Origin of the sequence: Mycoplasma iguanae (assembly GCF_024722375.1) — a bacterium.
Taxonomy (GTDB): Bacteria; Bacillota_I; Bacilli_A; order Mycoplasmatales; family Metamycoplasmataceae; genus Mycoplasma_M; species Mycoplasma_M iguanae.
In genome coordinates, this window is the sequence record NZ_CP102734.1 from 333,645 (window position 1) to 357,474 (window position 23,830).

General features: G+C 26.1%; 14 protein-coding genes. 2 read left to right on the forward strand and 12 right to left on the reverse strand.

Annotated elements, in window-relative coordinates:
• Positions 1-153: 153 nt before the first annotated feature.
• From NV226_RS01635 to mnmA, 10 genes are all read right to left on the reverse strand, one after another.
• Positions 154-3,432 (reverse strand): AAA domain-containing protein, encoded by a 3,279-nt coding sequence (locus NV226_RS01635; protein ID WP_258211164.1) that lies wholly within the window; start codon positions 3,430-3,432, stop codon positions 154-156.
• 11 nt (positions 3,433-3,443) lie between these two features.
• Positions 3,444-5,258, reverse strand: coding sequence for a DNA primase (gene dnaG, locus NV226_RS01640; RefSeq protein ID WP_258211165.1), 1,815 nt, complete (start codon positions 5,256-5,258; stop codon positions 3,444-3,446).
• 14 nt (positions 5,259-5,272) lie between these two features.
• On the reverse strand, positions 5,273-6,634 hold the full coding sequence (locus NV226_RS01645; RefSeq protein WP_258211166.1) for a glycine--tRNA ligase: 1,362 nt from the start codon (positions 6,632-6,634) through the stop codon (positions 5,273-5,275).
• Positions 6,635-6,860: 226 nt separating this feature from the next.
• Positions 6,861-8,714 carry a transketolase gene (locus NV226_RS01650; RefSeq protein ID WP_258211167.1) on the reverse strand — a complete coding sequence of 618 codons (1,854 nt, stop codon included), beginning with the start codon at positions 8,712-8,714 and terminating at the stop codon, positions 6,861-6,863.
• Positions 8,714-9,016, reverse strand: a complete 303-nt coding sequence (locus NV226_RS01655) for an MMB_0454 family protein (RefSeq protein WP_258211168.1) — start codon at positions 9,014-9,016, stop codon at positions 8,714-8,716. The genes NV226_RS01650 and NV226_RS01655 overlap by 1 nt, the downstream gene beginning before the upstream one ends.
• A 4-nt stretch (positions 9,017-9,020) precedes the next feature.
• Positions 9,021-9,584, reverse strand: coding sequence for an elongation factor P (gene efp, locus NV226_RS01660; protein ID WP_258211169.1), 564 nt, complete (start codon positions 9,582-9,584; stop codon positions 9,021-9,023).
• Between the two features lie 57 nt (positions 9,585-9,641).
• Positions 9,642-10,346 (reverse strand): TIGR01906 family membrane protein, encoded by a 705-nt coding sequence (locus NV226_RS01665; protein ID WP_258211170.1) that lies wholly within the window; start codon positions 10,344-10,346, stop codon positions 9,642-9,644.
• 14 nt (positions 10,347-10,360) lie between these two features.
• Positions 10,361-11,284: an SPFH domain-containing protein gene (locus tag NV226_RS01670; RefSeq protein WP_258211171.1), complete on the reverse strand. Its 924-nt coding sequence runs from the start codon at positions 11,282-11,284 to the stop codon at positions 10,361-10,363.
• A gap of 13 nt (positions 11,285-11,297) precedes the next feature.
• Positions 11,298-11,795 carry an NfeD family protein gene (locus NV226_RS01675; RefSeq protein ID WP_258210600.1) on the reverse strand — a complete coding sequence of 166 codons (498 nt, stop codon included), beginning with the start codon at positions 11,793-11,795 and terminating at the stop codon, positions 11,298-11,300.
• A 95-nt stretch (positions 11,796-11,890) separates the two neighbouring features.
• Positions 11,891-13,000 carry a tRNA 2-thiouridine(34) synthase MnmA gene (mnmA, locus tag NV226_RS01680; protein ID WP_373423259.1) on the reverse strand — a complete coding sequence of 370 codons (1,110 nt, stop codon included), beginning with the start codon at positions 12,998-13,000 and terminating at the stop codon, positions 11,891-11,893.
• Between the two features lie 68 nt (positions 13,001-13,068).
• On the opposite strand from mnmA, the gene NV226_RS01685 reads away from it, so the two are divergent.
• Entirely contained in the window at positions 13,069-13,350 is a 282-nt protein-coding gene (locus NV226_RS01685; protein ID WP_258210601.1) for a hypothetical protein, read from the forward strand.
• Between the two features lie 44 nt (positions 13,351-13,394).
• On the opposite strand, the gene NV226_RS01690 is transcribed toward NV226_RS01685, so the two are convergent.
• Together NV226_RS01690 and NV226_RS01695 are read right to left on the reverse strand one after the other, a co-directional pair.
• Positions 13,395-14,258 carry an ABC transporter ATP-binding protein gene (locus tag NV226_RS01690; RefSeq protein WP_258210602.1) on the reverse strand — a complete coding sequence of 288 codons (864 nt, stop codon included), beginning with the start codon at positions 14,256-14,258 and terminating at the stop codon, positions 13,395-13,397.
• A 1-nt stretch (position 14,259) separates the two neighbouring features.
• A complete protein-coding gene (locus NV226_RS01695; protein ID WP_258210603.1) occupies positions 14,260-21,957 on the reverse strand; it encodes an ABC transporter permease in 7,698 nt (2,565 codons plus the stop codon).
• Between the two features lie 251 nt (positions 21,958-22,208).
• On the opposite strand from NV226_RS01695, the gene NV226_RS01700 reads away from it, so the two are divergent.
• Positions 22,209-23,747 carry an MATE family efflux transporter gene (locus NV226_RS01700; protein ID WP_258210604.1) on the forward strand — a complete coding sequence of 513 codons (1,539 nt, stop codon included), beginning with the start codon at positions 22,209-22,211 and terminating at the stop codon, positions 23,745-23,747.
• Positions 23,748-23,830: the final 83 nt, after the last annotated feature.

The following is a 23,830-nucleotide window of genomic DNA, read 5'->3' on the forward strand; positions in this document are numbered from 1 at the left end:
AATACAAAAATATAAAATCTATTACTGTATTTCTTTCATTTTTTTAAAAGTTCTTTTTTCATATTAGTGGAAATTATACAAAAATAAACTTTAAATTTAATTAAAAAATAAACTTTTTAACAGTTAAAGATTTATATATTTTTAGTTTTTTTATTAATTATATTTTGTGAATGATAATTTTTTTTCAATATCTTTAATTATTTGATTTTTACTTAAAAATCATGTGTTTTCTGTGATTCTATAAAGTGGATATCCTTTGGCGATCAAAAAATCTTGTTTTTTTCTATCTTCAATTAATTGATTAATTCTATTATGTGAGATAAATAGATCTAATTCGATAGCTAAAATAATTTTTTTTGTATTTTTTTCAAATAAAACCAAATCTAAATCATAAGAACCAATAGGGTAATTTGCTTCTATGTCAATGTTATTTGCAAAATCTTGAATTTGCATTCATTTAAATATTTGTTTTTCTAAATTACGTTTTGAAGCTTTCACTGCATTCGCTTTTTGAATAATTGCATAAGTTTTTCGCTTTTTAGATTCCATTTCTAAATATTCAAGTCAATTTTTAAATACACCTAAATTCAAATTATTTTCATTTAAAATAATTTCTTTAGAATTAATTGATTTAATAACTATCATTTTTGATTTTGCACGAGTAATTGCAACATTTAAAGCAAAACGACCGCTTTTTGTCATTACATAAACACTATTTAATTTTGTTGTTTTGTCATAACAAACAGAGATAATTACCAACTCTGCTTCATCACCTTGAATGTTTTCGATATTTTTAACACTTAATCTATCTTCATAAATTGCATTTTCTAATTTAGGATGATTAGATAAGATTTTTTCCATGATCAGTTGTTGTTGTTTGCTATTGAAGATTAGCAAAATAATACTATTATATTTATCAATATTTTCATTTGCAACTTCAATTATTTTATCAGCCTCAATTTCATTAATTGACTGTTCTCATTTTCCATTAGCTTCAATCACTTCAATGGAATTAGTTTGAATTTTTTGAACATGATCTAAAGCTTTTAAATTTTCTTCATAAAAATTTTTGGAAGAAAATAATACAAGTTCTGAATTTGCAGAACGATAGTTCATTTCTAAATTATATTTGGGGATTGACTGTAATTTAGCTCAATCTAATAATGATTCAATTTCATTAATTTCATTTTTTTCATCATCTTCTTGAAATCTTGAACCAAATCAGTTTGAAGGTTGCATTTGTTTATCATCCCCTGCAACAATAACATTTTGGCAAATCGAAATATAAGGAATAGCTTTTTCAAAAAATAACTGTGAAGCCTCATCGAAAATAACAAAATCAAATGCATCATTTTTAAAATCAATATAAGGTGCTAATTGCTCTGGAGTACCAACAATAATAGGAAATAAATCTTTTAAAATATCACTAAATAATTTGATAAAAATCTGTGGGTTAGTAAAGGCTCTTTCTGCACGACCAACAAAAGATTTAAAAGTCTTTTTGTATTCTTTGTCAGTAGCTAATTTATCCTCTACTTTAGCTTTGCTAATCGCAGAAATGGTTTCAATTATTTGTTTAATATCATTTTTTTGAACATTATCAATTTTTTTACCTTTTTCTCATCATAGACTGTAGTATGTGTCATGTAAATAATATTGAAAATATGTATCATATTGCTCTTCATCAATTTGATAAAGTAATTCAAAATCTTGTTTCTTAAATGAAGAAAAAGCATTAATAGTCTTAATCTGTTCAATTATTTTTCATTTTTTCTTAAAGGATTTTTCATAAAAAGCAAGTTTTAAAAATTTAATTTCTAGGCGAACTTTTTCCAGTTTTCTGGCAAGTTCTATTTTTGAAATATTTTTATCATTTCAATATTCAAAAAATTTTTCTTTTGAATCAAAAGTAGCAAGTAACTTATAAATTGTTTTAACATCATCATTAAAAACAGAATTTTGAAATTTTTGTCCTATTTTCGCATTATAAAGTTTTAAAAGTTGAGTGAATGCATTATATCCATCTTCGTCAAAATTTTGATTAACATTTAATTTTGTTTTTGAATATTCTACTTCAATTGAATTTAAAAAAGGTTGACCATAAATTGGTTTATCTAAAAATTCTTTATTTAGTTTAATTTGTTGAATTCTTTGCTGAATAATGCTATAAAATTTTTCTTTATCTTTCTTGTTTCCCTTTTGAATATTACTAAAAGGTAACATTAAAGTTTCCAAATCAAACATACGTTTTAAAACAACATCAAGAGCTACTTTTTTTTGAGAAATAAATAATCCTGTTTGTTTACGAGCCAAAATATTAGCCAAAATATTAGCAATAGTTTGCGATTTTCCTGTTCCAGGAGGCCCAATAATAATAGATGAATGATCCATTGCAGCAAGAATAGCAGCTTCTTGTGAAATATCTGTAGGTATAATTCTTGTTAAAGGATTTAAGTTAAGAACTTTTTGATTTGCATCATCTGAATAATCTTTTAGTAAATCAATATTTACTAAATTTTCAATTTGATCTTCTTTAATTAAATCAATTACTGCTTCGCGTAATTTACCACCAGATGGCATAGCTGAATTTAAAACTATCCCAGGATAAATGATAATTTCATCTGTTTTGGGTAGATCACTTTTCATGTTCATTGAGATAAATTCAGACATAAAATTAATGTTTGGAGTTAATTTTTGAAAATATTCATTAGTTTCAATTAATAATTCATCAATAGCTTCGCTAAAACTAATATTTTCAATAGACTTAATTTTAGGAATATCTAATGAAAAATGTTCATGAGCTAAAAAACTGATTTTATCATTTAAAATTAAGGCAGAATTTTTAGAAACTAAATAAACAAGATTATCTTCTATTAAAATTTCCACTTCTTTAAAAAGTAAAGGTGCATAAAAAAAAGTTTTAGAACTATTGTGTTGTACAAAAAATGATGAAACAAATAAAGGTCAAATACCTAATTCATCATAAATATTTTTAACAGATAAGATATTAGTTTTTCATCTTTTTAAAAAAATATTTTTATCTTTGATAATTCTATTTTTAATTTCTTCTTTAGCTGCTAAAAGATCTTTTTTAGCTTCTTTTTTTAATCTGTTAGAGAAAGTAAGTAAGTTATCATCCAAAAATTCTGCCAATTCAGTTTCGTTACCGACTTTTTCTAAATTTTCTAAAAGTGTTTCTAAAGGATTTTGTGTTATTTTGATTTTGAATTCACTTTTAGTAAAAATTTTTTCTAAATCTCTTTTAGACAAAATTTTCGAAAGATCTATATTAATGCCTTTTATTTTTGTATGCACAGCATTATCTGATTGAGTAAAATATAAAAGGTTATTTAGAATTTTTTTATATTTATTGAAATTTTTACTACTAATATTTTTTTTATCTTGGCTACTGCTAGTTTCAAAAAGTGACATAAACATTTCCTTTAATTATGTTTTTTGATATTTTTGTTTAGTTGTTCTAAAAGTTTGGGATCATTTTCTTTTGTAAGGTTATTAAGTACTTGTTTATTTAAATCTTGTTTCAAGATTTTTTGATATTTTTCAATTGCATATTTTAAGTCAGAAAAATTATTTGAATAAGCAAATTTTTCTAGTTGCTCAGTTTCTGTTTTTAAATTTTCTAACTCCTTTAAATCATTTTCATTTAAAGGAGGGATTAAAGTTAAACCGATTGCTTCATGCACTAGATGATCAACAATTCTTTTATATTTAACATCATGCCATAAAATAGGTCGATCGCTTAATGATAATTTTAAAAAAGAAGGATTTTTTAGTAGTAAATAAATTACTTCTTTTGCTAATTTTATGTGGTTTTGGTTTTCTACCAAAAAATTATTTAATCTATTGTATTTAACAAAATTATTTTCATGATTTTTCTGGAAATTTTGATATCTTTCCTTCTTTGTTTCATTTGAAAATAATTGTTGATCATCAGCTATAAAATCAATTGGTTCATAAAAATCTTTTTGGCGAGCTTTAAAATTTTCTCTATAAATGACTAATTCAATATTTAATTCAGTTTTGGCTTTTAATAAAAAATAATTTTGTTTTTCTGTATCTAAAAAACTAAGTAAATAACTAAATTTTTGTTTAAATTCAACAGTAGATTCAAAAGTATTTTTTACTTTTGTTTTGTATAAATCATATAAAAATTCTATTCCTAAAATACGTTTTTCATATAATTTTTTTAAGGCATTAACACCTTGATCTTTTAAAATTTCATCAGGATCTAAATTCGTTGGATTAACAATCACAAAATTTTCAATATTATTTTTAATTAATAAAATTAATGATTTTTCTGTTGCATTTTTACCTGCTAAATCACCATCTAAATTTAAAATTACTTTAGTTTTTTTTAGCAATTTTAAATGATCTTCAGTTAAAGCAGTTCCCATGATTGCTACCACATTTTTAATTCCAGCACGATGATAAGCTATGACATCCATAAATCCTTCAACTACTAGAACTTCTTTTGTATGGTTAATAAAATCTTTAGCTGTACTAAAGTTATAAAGAATTTTGCTTTTTTGAAAAATAGATGATTCAGCTGAATTAATATATTTGGAAGTCTTAGCTTCTGGGTCAAGTGTTCTCCCAGAAAAACCCACCATATCTCCTTGATGGTTTTTGATTCCAAAAATTAATCTATTTTTAAAAAAAGGTTGTAAATTTTCTGTCATTAAAGAAGCATTAATTAAAATTGATTGCTCAATTTTTTTAACATTTAAAGTATTTAAATAATTATCAGGCGCATATCCAATGTTGAATTCGTTGATGATATCAGCATCAATGTTTCTGTTTTCTAAGTAATTTTTTAAAACAGAATTTAAGCTTGAATTTGAAAAAATTTCTAATTTAAAAAGTGCCATGGAGCTTTTGATAGCTTCAAGCATTTTTTTTTCTTGTTCACTATATTGAATAGTGTAAAAATCATTTTCTTTTTTTAAATTTAAATTAATACCTTGCAACTGAGCAAGATGGTTAATGGTAGTAATATAGTCCCATTTATTGAATAACATCAAAAATTGAACTGCATTACCTCCTTTACCGCAGACAAAACATTTAAAAAGTGCTTTTTGTGATGAAACAGACATGGATGGATTTGTATCTTCATGAAAAGGACAAATCCCTCAGAAATTTTTTCCTTTTTGTTGGAGATTAACATGAGTTGAAATAATTTCAATAATATCAGTATTTAATACTATTTCATTTATAATGTTTGAATTATTTTGGCTCATGTTTTTCCTTCTAGTTATTTAATATAGTTGGAAATTCCACTAATTTCCACTCTTTCTTGTTGCATAGTATCACGATTTCTAATTGTCACTTTTTGATCATTTTCTGTATCATAATCCACCGTAATACAATATGGTGTTCCAATTGCATCTTGACGGCGATAACGTTTTCCAATTGAACCAGCTTCATCAAAACTTATATCTAAATCATTTTTAATTAATTGATCAAAAATTTCTTTAGCTTGTTGGCTTTGTTTTTTAGTTAAAGGTAAAATTGCAAGATGATAAGGAGCAATTTTTTTATCTAATTTTAAAACAATCCTTGTATTTTCATCATCAAGTTTTTCTTCTTCGAAAGCATCAGAAATTAAAGCTAAAGTTAATCGATCAAGCCCGATTGAAGGTTCTATTACAAAAGGAATGAAAGTTTCATTTGTAATAGGATCACGATATTCAAGATTTTCCTTTGAATGTAGCATGTGAGTTGTCAAGTCAAAATTTCCTCTGTTGGCTACTCCTAATAATTCCCCTCAACCAAAAGGAAATTTAAATTCAATATCTGAAGTAGCTTTTGAATAATGTGCTAATTCTTCCTTTTTATGATGACGAATTCTAATTGATGATTCATTAATTCCTAAATCTAATAAGAAGTTTTGCATTTTATTTAAATATTTTGTAAATTCTTGATCATCATCATTTGGATTTACAAAAATTTCTAGTTCCATTTGTTCAAATTCTCTTGTTCTAAAAATAAAATTTCCTGGAGTTACTTCATTTCTAAAAGACTTACCGATTTGACCGATTCCTAAAGGTAATTTAGCACGCATAGAACGAGTGATATTTTTGAAGTTAACAAAAATACCTTGAGCAGTTTCAGGTCTTAAATAAACAATATCTTTTGCATTTGCTAAAACACCTTGTTGGGTTTGAAACATTAAATTAAATTCTCTAATATCGCTTCAGTCAGTTTTGGAATTATCATAAGAAGGCACTTTTGTTTTTAAAATTTCTGCCATTTCTGCTTTTGATAATTTTGTAACATCAATTTCGGGGAATAATTCTTCAATTAAGTGGTCTGCTCTATAACGTTTTTTATTTATCTTATTTTCAATTAATGCATCTGTAAAATTATCGATATGGCCTGAAGCTTTTCACACTTGATTATTCATTAAAATTTTGCTATCTAAAGCATAATTATTTATTTCTTGTCTGATAAAAACTTTTCATCAATAGTCTTTAACTTTTTTTGTTAATAAAACTCCTAAAGGTCCATAATCTCAAGTATTTGCCAGTCCACCATAAATTTCTGAACCTTGGAATACAAAACCTGTAGCTTTTAAGTGATTTACAATATTTTGCATATTTTTCTTATTTTTCATAATTTCCATCCACCTTAAAATAAATGTAAATTTATTATACTTTAAACAAAAAAAACTTTTTTTAATTACTTGAATTCTCAATTTGTTAGATTAGTTTTATTTCATTTTCGATTTACTTATTCAAGTTTTGTTTTTTTTGTTTTTTTTGTTTTTTTAACTAAAAAAACAAAAAAATAAATTAACACTTGTAAACTTACAAGTGTTAAAGGATATTTATTGAAAATAATTATTTGATAATTTTTGAAATGGCAGTTTTTAAACTTTCGTAATTTAAGCCGATTTTAGCATAAACTAAATCACCAGGAGCTGAATAACCAAATCCGTCATGGCCGATGTTAAATTTAGCAAATTTAGCTCAACCAAAAGTTGTGGCTGCTTCAATTGAAATAGCTTTTTGGATATCTCAAAAAATTTCTTGTTTGAAATCAAAGTTTGACATTGAGATTACATTTAAGTCAAATTCTTCAGCTAATTTTACTGCATTTGCCAATTCGCTACCAGTAGCAATTAATGTTCAAGGACTTTGTGATTCCTTAATTAGATAAGCACCCTTATGAAATTTAGTTTTTGAAGTGTTAGCAAGCGAAACGATGTTTTGACGAGTTAGGACAATTGCATGTGGTGTTTCTATTGATTGTAAGGCTAATTCATATGAAGCTAAAACTTCTTTTTCATCAGCTGGACGTAAAACTTTTAAATTAGGGATTGAACGAAGCATTGCTAATTGTTCAATTGGTTCATGAGTTGGACCATCCTCACCTACAAAAACCGAATCATGAGTAAAAATGTAAGTTACTGGTAATTTCATTAAAGCTGCTAGACGCATTGCAGCTTTTAGATAATCAGAAAAAACAAAGAAAGTTGAAACAAAGGGTCTAAAATTTGAGTGTAATGCTAAACCATTGGCGATGCAACCCATTGCAAATTCACGTACACCAAATAGTAAATTTCTTCCTTTTGGGTTTTGAGCTGAAAAATCACCATCAGCTCCCCCAGCTTTAGTTGAAGCTACTAAATCAGCTGATCCCCCAATTCAATTAGGTAAAATATCGTTTAAATATTTAATCACTGTACCAGAAGAATTTCTGGTTGCATCATTTTGTTTTAGTTCTAAATCTAATGAAATATTTGTTGATGTAGTTAAAAATTTTTCTAATGCTGGAGAAGCTTTTCAAGCATCAAAAGCTTGTGCACCACGAGCAAAAATTGTTTCTTGATATAATTTTTCTACTTCTGCTGGAACTTCAAAATCACCATAAGTTCAATTTAAATTTGTTTTTAAAATTTCAAAGTCTTTACCTAAAGGAGCGCCGTGAACATCTGAAGTTCCGGCTTTTGGAGCACCAGCTCCAATAACTGTTTTTACTTCAATAAATGTTGGTTTGGTTGATGCTTTAGCTTCAATAATTGCTGCATCAATTTTATCAACAGTTGCTTCATCAACAAAAATATAGTTAAATCCAAAAGCTTCCATTTTTTGTTTATGATTGATTGAATCTACTTTATTTACGGGTGTATCTAATTGAATGTCATTTGAATCATGAATTAAAATGTATTTATTTAACTTTAGATGTCCGATTAAAGCAAGTGCTTCAAAAGCTACACCTTCTTGTAAATCACCATCTCCACAAAGTACATAAGTATAATGAGATAATTCAGGATATAGTGAATTTAGATGTTTTTCAGCAATTGCTAAACCAGCAGCTGTTGCTATTCCTTGCCCTAATGGCCCAGTAGTTGCTTCAACTCCTTTTGTGTGTCCAAATTCAGGATGTCCAGGTGTTTTTGAATCTAATTGACGAAATTGTTCTAAATCGGTTTGTGAAATTAATCCTAGTAATCTTAGTGCTGAATATAATAAAGCAGAACCGTGTCCTGCAGAAAGGATAAATCTATCGCGATTTACTCATGTTGGATTTTTAGGATCAAAAACTAAGTGTTTAGTAAAAAGGGTATGAATAATAGGAGCAGCACCCAATACAATTCCTGGATGCCCTGAATTTGCTTTATTAACGGCAGCAATTCCATTAATTGAAAGAGTATTGATTGCTAAAGTATTTAAATCGTTGTTGTATGACATTAAAATCTCCCTTGATAATTTATTTGAATATTTTTTGGAGCAACACCAATTAAGTTTTTCATATCCTCATTGATGCTTGTAGTTAAATGATTAATTATCTCAATGATATCTAAATCAATTTTAATCTTTATATTGATGAAAATTTCAACATTGGTATTTTGTTCTACAAAGCTAACTATCGGTTCATCAATTAGTTCAATTTCTTTTTTTGCATTTAAAGAGTTATTAATAACTTGAACAAAAACATTTTGGTGGATGTTATAACTTTTGTTTAATCCATAATTTAATAAAATGTATTGCATAGATTTACTTGGTAGCTCTTCCTACATATTTTCCGGTTTCAGTTGATACAATAATTTTTTCTCCTTCTTTAATAAAAAGCGGAGCATCCATTTCAAATCCTGTTTCTAAAGTAATTTTTTTCTGAGGATTAGAAGTTGAATTACCTTTAACAGCATCTGGTGCAACTGTAACATTCAACTCCATATTAATTGGTAATTCGATATCTAAAATTTCATCTTCAAATTTTCTTACCGAAAGTTTTTGTCCTTCAATTAAAAAATTCTTTTCTCACTCAACTTTGCTATTTTCAATTGTAACTTGTTCATATGTATTTTCATCCATTAATACAATTGCATTTCCGTCATCATATAAGTAGTTCATTCCCACTTTTTCAATATGAGCTTTTTCGACTTTTTCTCCACCTGTATAAGATTTTAATGTAATTGCTCCAGTTCTCAAATTCTTAACTTTTGCTTTTACTGTTGCTTGTCCACGCCCCTGTTTTGAATGTTGTGATTCAAGAACAATAAAAATTCCATTATCTTCTTGAAAAGTAATTCCTGGCTTAAATTCATTGACATTAATCATAAATTCTCCTTTGTATTTAACTGTTTTAAAAATTAATTGTAATTATAATATAAATAATTAGTAGCTGGTTTTTTTCCGGTATTTTTTCCGTAAAAGAACTCAAACTACAAGCTGAAATATAAAAATACAAAGGCTAATACCAAAAACAAAAAATAAGAAATTATAAAAGAACATTTGTGGTAAAACTTTAATAATTTCATCTTTATCAGGGTCAAAATATCAATAATCATTATTAAAAAAAACTTTGTGAAATCAGATAAATAATTTATCTGCATCAATTGCGAAAGCAATAATAATGATTAATATTAAAATTAATGCTGTTAAAAAGCTTCAAATTAAAAAATTAAATTGTTTTTTTCAAATAGCAAAAGACAAAACAGGGATAAAAATTAAAGATGTAGCAATTAAAATAGCAGTAATAATATTTAAAATATGTTTTACATCTTCAAAATGGATTATCCCAGTTGCAGAGATTTTGTATGTAGGAAATTGTAAACTTGCTGAATTTGTAAAAGTTAAATAATTAATTAATGCAACATAATTGCTATAAGCTTCATCAATGTCTATGTTTTGATCTATATGTTTTATATTAAAAGGAGCAAGAAAAAACTGTTTGATATTTAAAAGTATAATTAAAGGTGAGAAAAGAGCAATTCAAATCACACAAAAAATTAAAATGATTTGAATTGCTAAAGAAAATATTTTATGATTAAAAAACTTTTTGGTTTTTTCTTTGTTCAAAAAAAATATTGTTTTTGGCATAAATAAGAGAAATTTTATTTTTTCTTTTTAATATCAATTCCTGCAATTTCTCCAAAAGTAGCCATAGTTGAAGCTACATCTGTAAGGTTTGGCGGAATGATAATTTTGGTGGCTTGTCCATCAGCTATTTTTTCTAATTGTTCTAAAGATTTTCAAGTTAAAACTTCTTTATTTAAATTAGCTTCTAACAGTAAACTAATAGCTTTTTTCTGTCCTTCGGCTTCTAAAATTAGTGATTCTTTAACTCCTTGAGCTTTCAGAATAGCTGATTGTCTTTGTCCTTCAGCTTTAAGAATTGAAGATTGTTTTAATCCTTCTGCCTCTAAAACTGCCGATTGTCTTTGTCCTTCGGCTTCTAAAATAGAAGCTCTTTTTTCTCTTTCTGCACGCATTTGTTTTTCCATGGCAGTTTGAATTTCTTTAGGAGGTAAAATATTTTTTAGTTCTACTCGATTTACTTTAATACCTCAGCTATCACTGGCTGAATCTAAAATATCAGCTAATTTAGTATTGATTGTATCTCTTGAAGTTAAAGTTTCATCTAATTCCAATTCCCCAAGTAAGTTACGTAATGTTGTAGCAGATAAATTTTCAATCGCTTTTTTGGGATTTTCTGCTCCATATGTAAATAACTTAGGATCTGTAATTTGTAGATAAACTACTGTATCCACTTTGATTGTGGCATTATCTTTAGTGATGACATCTTGTGCATCAAAGTCTAAAACTTTTTCTTTAAAATTATCTTTTTTAATTGTTCTATCAATAAATGGCACAATGAAATTAAGTCCATTTTTTAAAGTTTTATGATATTTTCCTAGTCTTTCAATTACTATAAAATAAGATTGTGGCACAATTTTAATTCCTTTAATAATAAGTACTAATAAAAATAAAGTTATTAAAATTGCAACAACAATTACTACTATTAAGCTTGTTTCCATTAAGTCTCCTTTGTTATTTTTGAGCTTTTTTTACAAAAAAGGTATTACCTTCAATTTTAGTAATAATCACTAAACTGCCTTTTTCAATAATTCCTTCTTTTTTATCAGATAAGACACGAAATACCTTATCTTGTATTTTTAATTTTCCATATTTTAAATCTGGAGCATGAATTTCTGTAGATGTTTCTATTAGTTGAAATTCTTGTCCGATATAATCTTCAATTGAACCAATAAATTTAGAGGATTTTGAATTTATTATTTTTTTTAATATTTTATAAAATATGAAATATCCTGCAGTTCAGAATATTAATACTACTAAAAATTGAATTGCAATTGTTCAATTTTTTTCTCCTCAAACTAAAGCAATAATAATTGTTGGAATAATTGCAACAGCACCAATCCCGCTGAAGATGCCGGTGGTAAAAATTTCAGTTAAAATTAAGCACAAAAAAATAAAAGATCAGATAGTTACAAATATTCATTTTACTATTTCAGGTCCTGTCATTTTCATCCTTAATTTTAATTAAAAATATCTTAATAAAATTATAACATGTTAAAAATTTTGCTATGTAGTAAATACTCATTTAAAATTAAAAAAAATTATCGTTAAACATAATCGATAATTTTTTTGTCTCTGTAAATATTTTTAATGGTAGCTCCACCTAAGCATTTGTTTCCATCATATAAAACGATTTGTTGTCCAGGAGTAATGGCTTCCTGCCCTTGAGGATAATAAACCATTATTTGATTGTCTTTTATCATTTCAATAGTAACAGGAAAATCATCTTGACGATATCTTGCTTTTGCAGTTAAATTATTAACATTAAAATCTGTATTATTTAAAGTTAAACCTTCAGCTAATAGAGCATCTGAAATTAATCAAACAGGATCTGAGGCAGGAGCAACATAAATTTCTCTTTCTTTGATGTTGTGACCTACAACAAAAAAAGGCTCAGTCATTCCTCCCAAATTTAGACCTTTTCTTTGTCCTAAAGTAAAATACATTGCGCCAGGATGAGTTCCTACAACTTTTTTTGTACGAATATCCACAATATTTCCTGGTTGTGAAGGAATATAATTTTTTAAAAATTCTGTAAAGTTTCTTTCACCAATAAAACAAATTCCGGTCGAATCTTTTTTATTAGCAGTAATCAAATTTTGCTCCTGAGCAATTTTTCTTACTTCTTCTTTAGTTATATCACTTAAAGGAAAAAGTACTTTAGAAAGTTGAGCTGTATTTAATTGTGATAAAAAATAAGTTTGGTCTTTATTTTGGTCTAAAGCACGATATAAATGACCATTTATTACTTTAGCATAATGGCCCATTGCAATATAATCTGCTTTTAATTGATCTAATGCATAATTTAAAAACTTATCAAATTTAATGTATTTATTACATAAAATGTCAGGATTGGGCGTATTTCCTTTTTTATATTCGCTAATAAAATGTTCAAAAACATCATTTCAGTATTCTTTAACAAAATCCACTCTTTTAATTTCGATACCAATTTTTTTAGCTACTTCTTGTGCATCTGCTCAATCTTTTTCTTGAGGACATTGATCTTGAGGAATAGGATTACCTAAAATATCATTATTTAAATAAGAATCTCAATTTCGCATAAAAAGACCAACTACTTCATGTCCTTGTTCTTTTAATAAATAAGCTGCTACTGATGAGTCAACTCCCCCTGATAAACCTACTACCACTTTCGCCATGAGATTGATTATATCAAATATTTTTTTTGTTTTATTTTTTTACATTTATATAGTGAAAGGAGGAAGAAATGGAACTCAAAAATTTTACTAAGTTAGATAAAGTTGCAAAACAGGAAATTGCAGCAGCAGGTTTTGGTCTTATTTTTGCATCAATAATTTCAGCTTTGCCAGTAATTGTTTCAGCAATTTCTAGTTTAGCAGGATCTTTTCGTATCATGAGTAGTGATTCAGGTGAGATTAAATCAAAAGATGGTACTGTACAAAAATGAGACAAAAGCAACACAAATGAAACTAGATCAAATGTTAGATCTGGTGCATCTACTGTCTTACCTACTTACTTCATTTATTAGAAGTATATAAAAACAAAATAGATTTTTACTATTTTGTTTTTATTTTAAAGCTGAAGTGGATTTTTATTAATTTCTACTTTTTTAATATGACCATTTTCAATGTAAATTACTTTATCAGCAATTTGAGCAATATGGGGATCATGTGACACCATAACAACTGTAGTTTTATATTTACGATTAATTTCTTGTAATAATTTTAAAACAATTTTTGATGTAGCTTCATCTAAAGCACCTGTGGGCTCATCGGCAAAAATGATATCTGAATTTTTAATTAAAGCACGCAAAATAGAAATTCTTTGTTGTTGTCCTCCAGACATTTGCGAAGGATATTTATCTTTAATGGCTTCAATTTCAAAATCTTTAAATAGTTGATCAATATCCAAAATTTTTGATTTATCTTTTTGAAGATATGAACCTGTTAAAACATTGTCATAACCTGTTAAATTTTGTAACAAATTGTAACTTTGGAAAATAAAACTTACATGTTTTCTTCTAAATAAAGTTAATTTACTATCAGAAAGACAGCTTAAATTATTATTAGCTACAATAATATGTCCTTTAGAAACACGATCAAGACCTGAAATCAAGTTTAAAAGGGTAGATTTACCACTACCTGATTTACCATATAAAATAGCTAATTCACCTTCTTTAATTTCAAGATTAATTTCTTTTAGAACTAAAGTTGAAACTGATCCAGAAAGATAATATTTTTTAACATCGCGCACTTCAATGATATTGCCTGGACTATTTTTCAAACTACAAACTTCTTTATTTTTAATATAGCTTTTATCTTTTTTTCTAATTTCACGAAGTTCTTTTTTAGTCATTTCTTTAGCATTAGAACTAATTACTTGTTGAGTTTGATGATTTTCTGGTTGCTTGTTTTTATTAGAAAGTTTTTTAAACATATTATTTTCCTTTTAGTAAATGAACTGCTTTAATTTTATTTAGTGAAATTCATGAAAATACCGAAGTTAATGTAAATAATGTAAATGTTGTAGCAATTGAAATAAGCACATGTCATCATTTTACAACTAGAGGAATTACAATTGCAGATGATGATATTAAGAAGCTATTAAATAATGCAATAAATCCAATAACAATTGGTATTGCAATTATCGTTGCAACAATAATAACGGGTACATAAATGGTAAAGAATAAAATAATTTTTTCTCTAGTTGTATAACCTAAAATTGCAAAAATTGCAATATTACGTTCATTTTCGGCGATGATAATTGATGAAACTAAAATTAGAATTACAATCGAAATTATAAAGAAGATAATAATCAATGCAGTAGATATTGAGTTAATTGTTGTGGAAATATTTTGAATAAATCCAATTTCAATATCTTTTGAAGCGATGTCAGTAGAAATAGGAACATAGTTGTTAGTTCCATAAACTTCCATGAATTTATCTAAAGCATTTCTAATGATTGTGGCATTATTAATTGCGTAATTAGGATCTTGCATTGTCTCTGAACTTAAATCAATGTTTTGTGATTGCTCACCTATAAATGATTTAATTTGATCGATGGTTAAACCACTTTGCATTAATAAGCCATTTTCACCGTAAATCTCTTTGAAGTATTGAAGATTTTGTGCTGCCGTATTTAGTGATGAATCAAAAGTTTCACTTACCATTCAGTTCCCGGAAGGTGAATAAATTCCAATACTATCTAGCAATTGAGTAGGAACTATATCATTTGAAAGAATACCATTAAATTGTTGGCTGGTTGCAAATTCATTTAGACCTGTAATTTTATTAATTACTTCTTGAGTTGAACTAAATTCCTCATTTAGGTAGGATGCATTAATTGCTAGAACTTTAAAGGTTACTCAATATTCTTTTTTAGGACTTGTAAATTGATCAATGAAACGATTTACATTATTTGTAACTTTAAATTTAACAATTGAATCTTTACCTAAATTATGACGTTTAGCAGCAACACTATTAATAATTAATGGATAAACATCATCATTGATTTCATATGAATTTAATATATGAGATAAATTATTATCTGATTCATCATATAAGCTGACAAATTTACTTTCTTTGCTATATCCATTAATAATAATCTTTTGATTATTTAAATCACCTGAAGCATATGAATATTTTTCATTTGTTTCACTATTAAATAGTAATCCACCAAAAGAAATATAAAAATCATTTTTTTCAATTTTATTATATGCATCAATTATAAATTTTCTGTATTCATCACGGTGATTTGAAGTAGTAATTAATTCTCTTGCATATTGATCAGTTTGTAAATCATATCTCATGTAGACAAAACGATCATTTGCTTCTTCAAATTTAAAATAATCAATTTTTTTACCATTGTCTTCAACGAATTCTTGACCATTTTCAATTTTAATATTTTGAGTTTTCTCAATTAAATTTGTTAACTCATTAGCCTTTTCTAAAACCCGTGCTTTTTGAGAATCAGGCATTGAATTTAAAACAAGTTCTCATGGATCTACTGAAATTCCACCTTTATTAATCAAAATACTTAATGAAGGTTTTGTAATTACTACTGGATTTAGTGTTCCATTTGCTAATGTTTTTGGCACATTTGCAGTTTGTACAATTGCAGCACCTGGTTTAAAGTAATTATATCTGTATGTCTGAGATTCAAACGTTTCACCTAAAGGAACATACAAACTATCTACTAAATCAGCTTTATTATAAATTGAATAAGCACCACCTTCTTTGGTTGGTGAATATAAATTCATTTTATATTTATAGTTTCTATGAGCATAAGTTTTATTCACTGCTCTTTCTAATACACCATTTGATGAAGTACTAAAAATCATTGCAAATGATGTTAAAGTTGTTGAAATTAACAATGAAAATAATTTTCAGAATGAGTTAATTCCTAAAGCAGCAATAAATTTAGTTTTAATTCCACTTTTTTTGAATGGACGAGCCATAGCTCTAGAAATATTCCCGACATTAACATCAACAATACCAGACATTAAATTAATTGGTTTTTGACGTAGTGCAAATAATGTGGTTCCAATAATAACTAGAGACATTAATATAAAAGGAACCAAAATTGTTAATAACATTACCCATCAAACAAAAGGAGAAGGACTGATCGGTAAAGTTCAGTACGTGCTAAATGCATTTATTAAAAAGCTTTGAACTAAAATACCAGAAATATATCCAATTGAGGAACCTATTATAGTTGGGATGATAGAAAAGATTGTAAATGATAAAGCAATTTCTGATGATTTATAACCCTGTGCTCTTAAAATGCCTAAAACTTTGTTTCTTGTAGAAATGTATCTTTGAATAACAAATAATAAAGTTAATGAAACTAAAATCGCTAGCAATAATACAATTCAGAAGTTGAATTTATTAATCGAATAAATAAATCCATCCATTACAGAAACACGTAGTGATCTTTCTGGATTAAGCGGATCTAGTTGATTAACTGTAAAGGCTTTTTTCACTTGAGTTGATGAAAAATTTTCTGAAATATATTCATTTATTTCATCAACAAATTGTTCTGATTTTTCAGAATCTTGCATTTTTACAAGCGCATATTCTTTGACTGCACTAGATCTAAATGATGATTTTATTCTGTCAAACCCTTGTTTGTTAACAAAAACCATTGCTTGATCAGCTGTATTTACTTGTATATTAATTTCATCAATAACAGGATAAATATAATCGATTACAGAGTCAAATCCAACAATTAAATATTTTACTCCTGCAACATTTAAAACATATTTTTCATCTAATGTTTCAATTAAATTTTCTGTAGCAATTGAATGTGATGGAATTTCTCCTGTGTAAATTTCTTTACCATTTTGTGTTGCATAGGCTTCAGAAATTTTTGCTACATAAGCACGATTATCGTTAATGACTACTAATCTTGTTTGATAAGCTTTAGTTAAGATTGAATAAATACCACCAAAAATAAGTGCATTTAAATCTAAATCAAATACTGTAACATTAGAATTATCTTCATTTTTTAAGTAAAGATTTTCAATTCACTTTAATCAACTTACATTGAACACTAAATCTTGTTCTTCATTATCATTGAATTGATTAACTTTATCAAAATATTGGCGATTATCATTTTTTTCTAAAATATCGACAATATCATTTAAAGGAATTTTAGAGAAATTGTATATTCTATCTCTGATGATATAAGCTAAATTACCTGAACCTTCAATAGTTTTATTATTAGGGTTTGTTGTTATTCATAAAGCAACTTCGGGGAAAGCTCCTGTTAAATAAGTTGAAGCTAAAATTTTGGGCAATCCTAAAATTTCTAAGAATGTAGTTGAACTGGCAGCAGATTTGGCCATGTTATAAAGAATTTCTAACTCTTTATCATTAAAAGATGTTTGTGCATTTGTTGTAAATGCAAGTTCTCATACTGCTTTAGTGGTTTCTCTAAATCCATTATTATTTTTTACACCAGATGCAATTAAAGATAATAAATAAGTTAATTCTTCTTTATTATTAATTATTCATGTCTTAATATTATCATCTAATGCATTATTATTAAATAATGCATTTATTTGGGCTAACTTAAATTGTTGTTCATTATTAATAATTTGTGCTTCCCAAACTTTTTCAGCTGTTTCCTTTGCAAATACTTGACCAACTGTAACCTGTAAATCTTCAATTGATGAATTATCTAATAGATTTTGAGTATACATTTTGGTTAGCAAATTTTTGTTATTCAAAATGTTAAATATTTCAGTATTATCATTGACTAAATTCAACAATTCATTAAATATGATATTCAATCTTTGTCTTGATAAATGTCTATTTTCATATGCCATTTTTCATAAAATAGCGTATATTCCGATTGCTTCTGAAGTGGGTTTATCAACCGAATTACTATTTTGCAATAATGAACTAGAAACTTTCTTAACAATATTTAAAATGGAATTTTCACCATTACCAATTGATCTATTATTAAATTCTAATAATAGATCTCCTATTGTTTTATTTCTGCCTTCGTTAATGTTTAATGAAAGTGTTCATTGTGAAGGATCTGGATTTAAATTATTTAAATATGCAAAGGGATTAATTTTCTGATATAGTGTTTCAAAATTATTAATAAAATCTTGAATATATGTCCTGTTATTTAATTCTTCATTAGTAATTGATGGTAAATAACTTTTAATAAATTCTAAATCTTCTATAGTTAAAATTTCTTCATCTTCAAATCTTTGTTTTAAAGATGCAAAACGTAACATAAAATGAACCGGATGACCTTTAGATAAAGAATTGAATAGATTTAAAGCGTTAATATCGATTTTTTCATTATCATTTGCAGGAGAAATAAGAATAAAGTTGTTAATAACTTTTCCAGATAAATTAAATGTAGTAATTAATGTTTCTTTAATTTCGTTTAATCTTTCAGGGTTATCACCACCTGTAACAGCTTTAATTAAAATAGCTAAATATTTACTTTCTTTAATTAAATTTGCTGTAAAAGTAACACTTTTTGTTAGTCCTGATTCAAATGTTTTTAAATTTTCAAATTGGTATGATTCAACACTATTTTGCAGATTTTTAGCGAAATAATTAAAATCTAACAAGTCAACTATTTTTTTTAATCCCTCAGGAATGTTAGAATAAGGAACTGAGTTATTTGGGCTATTTAATTTTCTGAAAAAATCTTTTAGATTTTGTTTAATAGCTTCACTTTGGCCTTCACTTAACGAATTATATAAAGAAACAGGATTTGCAGGATTTAACATTGCATTAAAGTCAATTGAATCAATGATAGTTTTTATTCCGTTTTTAAAAGTGTCATAGTTAATACTGTTAAAAAACTGAATTAAGATATCAGAAGTTGAAATATAATAGTAATTTCCTTTTTCGTCTTGTAAATTTCACTTAGTTTGATATCAATCATTAATATTTTTAAAGAAATTAAATGCATTGAATGATTCTAATATTTCAATTAATCCATCAAGGGTTTTCCCTGGGTTACTAAAATATTCTACTAAATTATCACTTGAAAAAGTCTCACCTAAAATATTTGCTAAATCAAAATTAAAAATATTTTTAATTAATTTGAAAACTGTTCTTAATTGTTCAGAAAAATAAGCTTTTTTTTCATCTTCTGTTCTTAGATTATTTTCTTCGTCATATTCGATTTTCTTTTTAATATTAGCTAATAATTTTGTAAAAATATTTTTCACAAAATCTTGCCCATATTCAATATTAGCTAAATTTAAGCCTTCAAAAATAATTTTTTGAATTGTTGAAGGAATAAATTTACCTTGATTGAAAACTGCCTGAAAATTATTATTTTCCATTGCAATTCTAATAGAATCTAGTAATTTTGTAATGTCTTCTTCTGAGAAAAAATTTTCTTTAACAATTGATGAATTTACAAAGAAATTTTTTACATTTTTAAATAATTCTTCTAAAGAGTTATTTTCTTCAACATCACGAATAATTGAAGCTTTAGGAAGATAATACTCTAGAGGTAAATAAAAGATATTTTGATTATTTGAATCTTGTTCTAATCAACTTTCTTGAATTTTGCCATCCAAAGTAATGTTATTTTTAATTATTCAATCATTTAATTCTTCTAAAGTTATTCATTCCTTACCATTTAAATCATAAAATTCTCAATTATCAATAACTGAATTATCTGGTCTTTTTAAAAGTCTAAATTTATTTTCTTTCCCTGTAACTGCAAAATTATTAAATTGTGAAATAATAGATTTTAAAACAACAATTTGCGAATTTTTAATGGTTTGGGGAATTTTTGTTTGGCTGGTGTAATATGTGTAATCAACATATCTTATATTAGCTTTTAAGTAATTTTCATCAGAAATAAATCCTCTTGAAAACATTTCAATAATTTTCGAAACATAAATTGGCTCTATAATATTGAAATTAATGTCATTATTTTCAATAAATAACCTAGAATTTGCAGTTTTATTATTTGTTTCTTCGAATAATTTACCAACTTTTTGTTCAACACCATTAATTTGTTGTTTTTCATCACCAGCATTAATAAAATGAAAAATTTGTGATTTTCCTGTTTCACGATCAATTGATTGAGCAGTTAAGGTTTGACGAATACCAATATTTTCTACACCATATTTTGGTTTTAATATTTCATTAACAACTTCATCTTTAGCAATTTCTGCAGCTGCGGCACGAATTTTTAAAAATGTATCATCTTTAATGTTGGGGTTACTTATGTCTTTTAATCTTTCTTGCTGTTCAAAAGGATTATTACTAATATTTTCTACAAGTGCAATAGATGTTTGATTTCCATTTTCTAAAGCAATAGGTTCTTTTAAATCTTCGATAGTTAAAATACGTCTTGTTTTAGTTGTAAAATTTCTATTATTTTTTGATTCTTCAATTTTTTCTCAAAATGAAATATTTTGGATTTTTTTAAATTCTGCAGGATTATCTTTCTGTAAATTTTCAATATATTGTTTGAAAGCTCCTGTTCAGTTATTTTGATCAGCATCAAAATTTAATTTATATTCTGTTCTTACATAATATGTAGAAACTGTTTCTCTGATTGATCAAGATTCTGGAAATAAATATCTGATATTTCTCTGGAATGTAAATTGTGAATCTGCTTCTTTATTGATGATTGAACCAAAATCAATATTTGAAATTGATGAACTAATTGTTTGGGCATTTTCATTAAAAATAATTTTATTATATGAACTTAAACTTCAAATAGAATTGGGATCTGTTGCAGTATTTGTAGAAATAACAAAAAGTTTATTATCTACTGCTTTTTCATTTTTAAAATAAAATCTTCCTGGAATTTCTTTATTTTCTTCAACATTTAAAAACTGAGCAACTTTTTTAGAATCTAAAGTTAATAAAAGACCATTAGCAGCTCAATATTCACTTTTTGTAACATCAAAAGTGGCTTCTTTAGTTTTAACATTTATAAATAAAGATGAAATATTAGTTAAATAATCATCTGTAATTTGTGATCCTAATCTTTGATCACCACGATTAATATTAGCAATTTCTTTTAAAGAGTATGCTCGATCTAAAGTTACTGTTTCATTTCTTATAAAAATATAATTTTGTTTAATTGGTGCATATTGACCTGAAATATTTTTAGTATAAATAGGAAAACTAATACCTTCCAAAACACGAGGTATAAAAAAATTATTTTCTAAGTCAAAAACAGTAGATGTAGAACTTGCAATTCCTAATCTTAAAAAACGATTATACTCATTTAATAAATCTGCAGATTTAATAAATGTATTAGCACTAGTTGAATTAAAAATTCCCAATTCAAATAAAGAAACATATTCTTTTGATTGAGGAATAAGAAATTTTTGAACTATTTTTGTTGCATCATTAGCCGGATAATATGTTCTTTTTGCTAAATCTTCTTCATCTTGAATATCGTATCCATTATTGTTAGCTTTACCTAAAAAATTTAAACTTAAATCAACAGTTGCATCTTGTAAAACAGACACATTTTTATAATTCTCATATTGTGTACTGTAGTTTTGATTAACTGTAGATAAAAGGGTAAAAATACCTGACGAAAGAAAAGTTAAAATTGCTAATCCAATCATAACAACTTTATTCTTCGAAAGAGATTTAAAGACTTCTTTTAATAAACGTAGCATATTAAAATTCCTATCTAAATATTTTAGTAATTATGGATTATAGATATAAAAAAACTTATATTCTTAAATCTTTAATCAAAAAAAATAAAATTCTTTACAATTATAAACTAAAAAATAAAATCAAAAAATTATTAAATTTTTAAGCATTTTATTATTTTTAATGCATATAAAGGTTGAAAAACATTTCTAAGTTAAGTTAAAATAATGGCAAATAGTTGACTAATTTTGCTATATGGTAAAATTAATTTTTAATGACTAAACTCAAAACATTAAGTACAGTAAAAAAATTTTTTCCTGAAAATAAACAAAAATGACTAATTTATATGAAATATTCTCTTCCTGTCATTTTTTCTGCGTTGCTTTTTTCATTAAATGGCTTTGTAGATAATTTTATGGTCACACACATAGCAAATGGTGTGACTTCTTTATCTTATGCAAATGCATGGAGTGGTATCATAGCTGGAATAGTTGGAGGAATTAATTTTGTTGGTTATGTAATTACAGGTCAATATATTGGAGCCAATAAAATTAATCGAGTTAAAGAAATCGTCCGTTTAAGATTTTTAATTAGTTTCGCTTCCACTTTAATTTTTGTTTTTTTTGGTATTTTTATGTCTAGACAACTAGTAATGCTTTTTGCCGCTGAACCTGAGACAGGAAATTTAACAGGAATTGCTTTAGAACAAATTCAAAATGAGTTCAAACAAACTATTGACAATTCTGTTAAATATTTAAGATTAATTACAATTGCATGAATTATTCTTTCGTGAACTTCACCATTGAGTTCACTTTTAAATGAAACAGGTAATGGGAAATGAGGAATGTACTCTTCAATAGTTTCATTATTAACTAACATATTTTTAAATATCATATTAATGCGTGTTTTAAACATGGGAGTTGAAGGCGCTGCATATGCTTCAATTGCTGCTCGAATAGTTGCTGTTTTTGGTGATACTTACTTTGTTTATAAAAGAATCCCTAATTTTTTAATTAATCCTTTGACATCGTACAAAATTAGTAGAAAAATTTGAAAACACTTCTTAAAAAGATCATATGCATCACTAATGGTTTCATCTTTAACTATTATGATTATTTTTAGAGCTAAATTTTTTAATACAGCTTATCCACAAGGATCTATGGGTGATCCTCAATGAGCCTTAAGTGCTGCGTTAGTTTTAGGTTTAACAAGCTCAATTAGTGAAATATTTACTACAACTTTTTTTGCTATTGGTTCTAATGTTACTCTTTTTGTTGGTCAACTATTAGGTAAAAGAGAATTTGATCAAGCTAAAAAGAATGCAAATGAATTAAAAGGATTTCACACAATGGTTGCTTTTTTATTTTCATTACTATTAATAATCCTTATTTTTATCATCCCTCATATTTCAGGAATTGATCAGGCTGTTGGTGAACATTTAAAAATCACAGAACAACTAAAAGCTAAAGCATTTTATAGGTTTGAATTACAGATGACTTTAGTAACTATTGTTATTTTAAATCCTTTTTGAATGTGATTTGTAACTTCCTCACGTCTAATTTCTTCTGGAGGAAAAGCTAATTTATCTTCAACAATGGAAATAATCTGTGAAATTATTGTTATTTGTTGAGCTGCAATTGTCTGTTTATTAATAGTTCCAGCAACAAATATACCTTTATATCAAGCTTATTTTTTATTCTTTTTAGGTGATTTTGTAAAATTAATTATTTATGAATCAGTTTACTTCAGAGTTGATTGAGCTCGCCACATTGATGATTATAAATATAATCGTAGTAAAATGAAACCTGAATAATAAAAAAACTAGCAAATGCCATGCTAGTTTTATAAATTAAGTTCTAATTTATTGGTTTTTTTAGATTATTTATATTAAATATA